This window comes from Pseudoalteromonas sp. SG41-1, assembly GCF_014164575.1.
Classification (GTDB): Bacteria; Pseudomonadota; Gammaproteobacteria; order Enterobacterales; family Alteromonadaceae; genus Pseudoalteromonas; species Pseudoalteromonas rhizosphaerae.
The window spans coordinates 1-4700 of sequence record NZ_JACJFL010000090.1 but is presented as its reverse complement, the minus strand read 5'-3'; the positions used below and the strand labels follow the sequence as shown (position 1 = coordinate 4700).

The following is a 4700-nucleotide window of genomic DNA, read 5'->3' as shown; positions in this document are numbered from 1 at the left end:
TCCTATTTTCCTCTAAAGCGCAGCGCCTCTTATCCTCTTTGTGAATAAATTTTAATTGCGCGGAGTAAACCCGCACCTACGCATTGGTAGCAGCGAGTTTACCTCGCGACTGTTTTTACATTTACACAGACACACTATTTAACCACCGAGCCCACCGAGGCGCTTTGCTACACCGAGAAGACAAAAGTAAAGTTAATCACTATTACCTATTGGTTTTCCTCTGTGAGCTCGATGATCTCTGTGGTGAATAAATCACTAAAAGACTTTTGCACAAAGAGAAGTGAATGAGAAGAACAAATGCCACGGGCTTCGAACGACGAACTTCGAATATGCCCTAGCACCTAGTCACTTCCTAAAACCTAGAACCTAGAACCTAATCAAACTTATAGCTTCAGCCTTCTCTTTCACTTTCAAACCATGTAAAATTTGTGCAATTTCTTAATTATAATGAGCTTTTATAATGTCTATCCCACACAGCCTTTTAAGCCAATTGGTTAAACTTGCCCTTGATGAAGATTTAAATTACCAAACAGCCGAACAAGGCGACATCACCGCGCAATTAATTCCAGCGGCGCAGCACGCTAATGCCAAAGTGATCACCCGTGAAGATTGCGTGTTTTGCGGAAAAGACATTATCTTAGAAGTATTCAAACAAGTTGATCCGAGTGTAGCAGTTAATGTATTGGTAAATGATGGTGATACAGTTAAAGCTAACGATACCTTATTTACAGCAATAGGTTCTGCCCGCGCTATTTTAACAGCCGAACGTACCGCACTTAATTTTGTACAAACCTTGTCAGGTACAGCAACCACCACAGCACATTATGTAAAAGAACTCAGTGGCACCAACACCCAACTACTCGATACCCGTAAAACAATTCCGGGCCTACGTGCATTACAAAAGTACGCGGTCAAATGTGGCGGTGGCGCAAATCATCGCATTGGCTTATTTGATGCGTTTTTAATTAAAGAAAACCACATTGCCGCCTGCGGTGGCATCGATAAAGCCGTAGCGCAAGCAAAACTTAATCATCCAACTAAACCAGTAGAAGTAGAAGTCGAATCACTTATTGAGCTAGATCAAGCCATTACAGCCGGTGCTGATATTATAATGCTGGATAACTTTAGCGTTGAGCAAATTCAACAAGCAGTGGTACTGACCGATAAGCGCGCTAAATTAGAAGTCTCGGGTAATATGACCTTAGAAACACTGCGCACCTACTCACAGGCTGGGGTCGATTTTATATCCAGCGGGGCACTTACAAAAAATTTACAGTCAATCGATTTATCAATGCGCTTTGAGTAATAATCAAACTAAATAACAAATATTATGTTTCCCTAATGCGTTGACAAACTGATTAAAAAAGCATTAAATACGCCGAAAGGCTTACACTGTAACAAAATGTTAATTTTAGTGCTTCATATAATACAAAACAGTGCTAATGTAAGCCTCTAGGATGAATAAATTAACTTTCAACCAATTCTAAAGAACTACTTTCAGGTATTGTTTTATACCGCACGGCTACTTTGATGAAAGCTGTAAGTAAAATAAACAACATTAATACCAAGTAGTGGGTGAAGAAAGTTTTTAAAATTCGATGAAATGCAGTTAAAGCCGCTTTCAATCAGCTGTTTTAGTGCTAAAGTAGATCTAACAGAGTAATTTTAATAGTTGCTAAAACTTATCCAGCATTATTTAGATAGGCACTGGGTTAGATATTAGTAATTTAACGATTTTAAAAAAACCGTAAGATAAAGCAGTTACAATAGCTAACGTGATTACACACTTTACTAACATAATTTATTTAGCTTACAAAAAACACTATCCTTTAGGAGAGGAACATGGAAAAAATGACACAACAAAGTCAAAAGGGTTTTACCCTAATTGAATTAATGATTGTTATCGCAATCATCGGTATTCTTGCTGCTATCGCATTACCGCAATACCAAACTTACACTAAAAAAGCACGTTTTTCTGAAGTTGTACTTGCGGCATCTTCAGCTAAAGGCTTAGTAGACGTATGCTATCAAACTCGTGGAGCTGGTGATCTTACTAAATGTGCTGTTGGTGCCGATATAGGGCTTTCTGCAGGCGCTGCAGCTGGTGAACATGTGAAAAGCGTTGCGGTAGCAGACAGCGTAGTTACTGCAACAGGTGAAAAATCGGTAGACGATGCAACTTATATTTTAACTCCTACACCTGCTTCAGGTTCATTAACATGGGCTCAAACAGGCTCATGTGTTGCCTTAGGCCTCTGTTAATTATTTAAAATGAACAAAAGCCTTGGCTTTTCATTAATAGAGCTAATGATTACCATCGCCATTATGGGGATTTTGGTGTCATTAGCTCTTCCTGCTTATAATAACCACTATAAACGCGCCAAATTTACCGAAGTAGTACTAGCTAGTAATGCCCTACAACGAGCCGTTGAAGTTTGTTTTTATACTAGAGAGACGCTCAATAATTGTGACTCTTTCAGTAAGATAGGTGCCAGTAAATCAGATTACCTCGCCCCTAAGCTTATTGCTAACATTGAGATTTCTAACACAGCAGGTAGCTATAAAATAACCTCCACTGCAAGCAGTGAAGCTTCAATATCAACTACTGGTGATACTTACATCATGGTTGCGAGTATAAATGCAAATCAACTCCAATGGGAGTTATCTTCAGCAAGTACATGCATTAGTGAAGGGACTTGTTAAAGGTAAGTACACCGTTTATTTTTGTAATATTAACAATGCCATTCTTGGTGATTACTCCACATATTGTTTTACACTCAGTTGCAAAATCTGTTGATTGAAAAAACTCATTCATTTCTATTGGTGGAATCGATTGGCCAATTAACTTGTCGTACAATGGGCGGTTTTTAGTGCCAACAGCTGGTTCATTAAACGAATAAAAACCCTCGAATGTATACTCACCTCTAGCATCCCCTTTTGGTATTGCAAAATATGATGTTTGCCATTTCACAATATAAGCTAAGCGCTGACTGTCAATTTGCTTTACTCCATAACCCAAAGAAGTTAATTGTAGAAATACAATAAGTATCAGGTTAGTGATATTTTCTTTTCTTGTTTTTATTGGCGATAATAACCAAAAACAAAGCACCGGCCCGAGAATTAAATCAATTGATAGAATGATTCCGGCAAGTCCAGCTAAGTCTGTTAAGTAATGTCTACCTGCATAAAACCACTGAGAATAAATATAAAAACCAGCAATCGATAATACAAGTAACCCGAGAAAAAAATGCAAACCAGACCATTTTAGTTTTTTTAGATAAATAGCGTTCATTTTTACTTTTCTATCCCCCAAAAAAGAAGCAAATCGAATTTTGCCTATTTAATCAGCTTAAGTTTATCGAATCAATTGTTTAAGCAGTTAAAGCTGGCTACTATAGAGTATAATAATTTTTTATTTCCTAAACGTAATTCGGAATAAAGTAATGGCTAAAGAAACAGATAAAAAAGGACAAGATACCTTCGAATGGGTTGGTGTAAGCGCCCGAGGGAAACGTTTAGAAGGTGAAATGAATGGGATGAGTATAGCTTTAGTCAAAGCCCAATTACGTAAACAAGGCATCACGCCATCAAAAGTTAAACGTAAAGCCAAACCTTTATTTGGCGCACGTATGCAGAAAATTACAGCAAAAGATATTGCTTTAGTTACGCGGCAAATTGCCACTATGTTAATGGCGGGCGTACCACTTATTCAATCAATCGAAATGATTGGTACCGGCTCAACAAACAAAAGCGTTGCAAAGTTAATGGAAACCGTCGGCGATGAAGTGAAAGCCGGTGGTGCTTTATCTGATGCACTGCGTAAACACCCTCGTTATTTTGATGACTTATATTGTGATTTAGTTGCCTCTGGTGAACAATCTGGCGCGCTGGATAAAATATTCGACCGCGTTGCCCTTTATAAAGAAAAGTCAGAAGCACTGAAATCAAAAATTAAAAAAGCCATGTTCTACCCTATTGCTGTATTAGTAGTGGCTTTAATCGTAACCTCAATCCTGCTTATTTTTGTAGTGCCACAATTTCAAGATATTTTTGCTGGTTTTGGTGCAGAACTCCCTGCATTTACTTTAATGGTCATTGCCATCTCTGAGTTTATGCAAGAATACTGGTGGATTATATTGATTGCGCTCTTTGGTTTTGGTTACGCTTATAAAGAAGCACTACTAAAAAGTAAAAAACTACGCGATGCCACCGATCGCGCTATTTTAAAAATGCCGGTAATTGGTATGATTTTAAACAAAGCTGCAGTGGCACGTTATGCTCGTACGCTTTCGACCACCTTTGCGGCAGGTGTACCGCTAGTTGATGCACTTGATTCTGCTGCTGGAGCTTCAGGTAACGCGGTTTATCGTTATGCTATTTTAGATATAAAAGCTGAAGTAAGCTCGGGTAATCAAATGAACTGGGCGATGCGCAACTCAAAAATATTCCCAGATATGGTGATACAAATGGTAGCCATAGGTGAAGAGTCAGGCTCTTTAGATGGCATGCTAGCAAAAGTCGCTACTATTTATGAGCAAGAAGTTGATGATGCAGTAGATGGTTTATCAAGCCTATTAGAGCCACTTATTATGGCGGTACTCGGCGTACTGGTTGGCGGTTTAATTATTGCCATGTACTTACCTATTTTCCAACTTGGGTCGGTTATATAAAGCTGTAAGCTGTAAGCTGTAAGCTGTAAG

5 protein-coding genes are annotated in these 4700 nt (G+C 38.6%); 4 read left to right on the top strand and 1 reads right to left on the bottom strand.

All coding sequences use genetic code 11. The annotated features are described in order from the left end of the window. Nucleotides 1-460: 460 nt before the first annotated feature. The 3 genes from nadC to H5203_RS22275 all read left to right on the top strand — a co-directional run bounded on the left by nadC (nt 461) and on the right by H5203_RS22275 (nt 2703). The gene (nadC, locus tag H5203_RS22285; RefSeq protein ID WP_145235208.1) at nt 461-1306 is read left to right on the top strand and encodes a carboxylating nicotinate-nucleotide diphosphorylase; all 846 of its coding nucleotides are present in this window, start codon (nt 461-463) and stop codon (nt 1304-1306) included. A 536-nt stretch (nt 1307-1842) separates the two neighbouring features. Further along, complete coding sequence (locus H5203_RS22280) at nt 1843-2262, top strand: prepilin-type N-terminal cleavage/methylation domain-containing protein (RefSeq protein ID WP_182820358.1); 420 nt, start codon at nt 1843-1845, stop codon at nt 2260-2262. A 9-nt stretch (nt 2263-2271) separates the two neighbouring features. Beyond that, nucleotides 2272-2703, top strand: coding sequence for a prepilin-type N-terminal cleavage/methylation domain-containing protein (locus H5203_RS22275; RefSeq protein ID WP_182820357.1), 432 nt, complete (start codon nt 2272-2274; stop codon nt 2701-2703). On the opposite strand, the gene H5203_RS22270 is transcribed toward H5203_RS22275, so the two are convergent. Continuing rightward, on the bottom strand, nt 2684-3292 hold the full coding sequence (locus tag H5203_RS22270) for a fimbrial assembly protein (RefSeq protein ID WP_182820356.1): 609 nt from the start codon (nt 3290-3292) through the stop codon (nt 2684-2686). The two genes, H5203_RS22275 and H5203_RS22270, sit on opposite strands and share 20 nt — an antisense overlap. 151 nt (nt 3293-3443) lie before the next feature. Here H5203_RS22270 and H5203_RS22265 point away from each other — a divergent pair, with 151 nt between their 5' ends. Next, nucleotides 3444-4670 carry a type II secretion system F family protein gene (locus H5203_RS22265; RefSeq protein ID WP_182820355.1) on the top strand — a complete coding sequence of 409 codons (1227 nt, stop codon included), beginning with the start codon at nt 3444-3446 and terminating at the stop codon, nt 4668-4670. Nucleotides 4671-4700 lie beyond the last annotated feature (30 nt).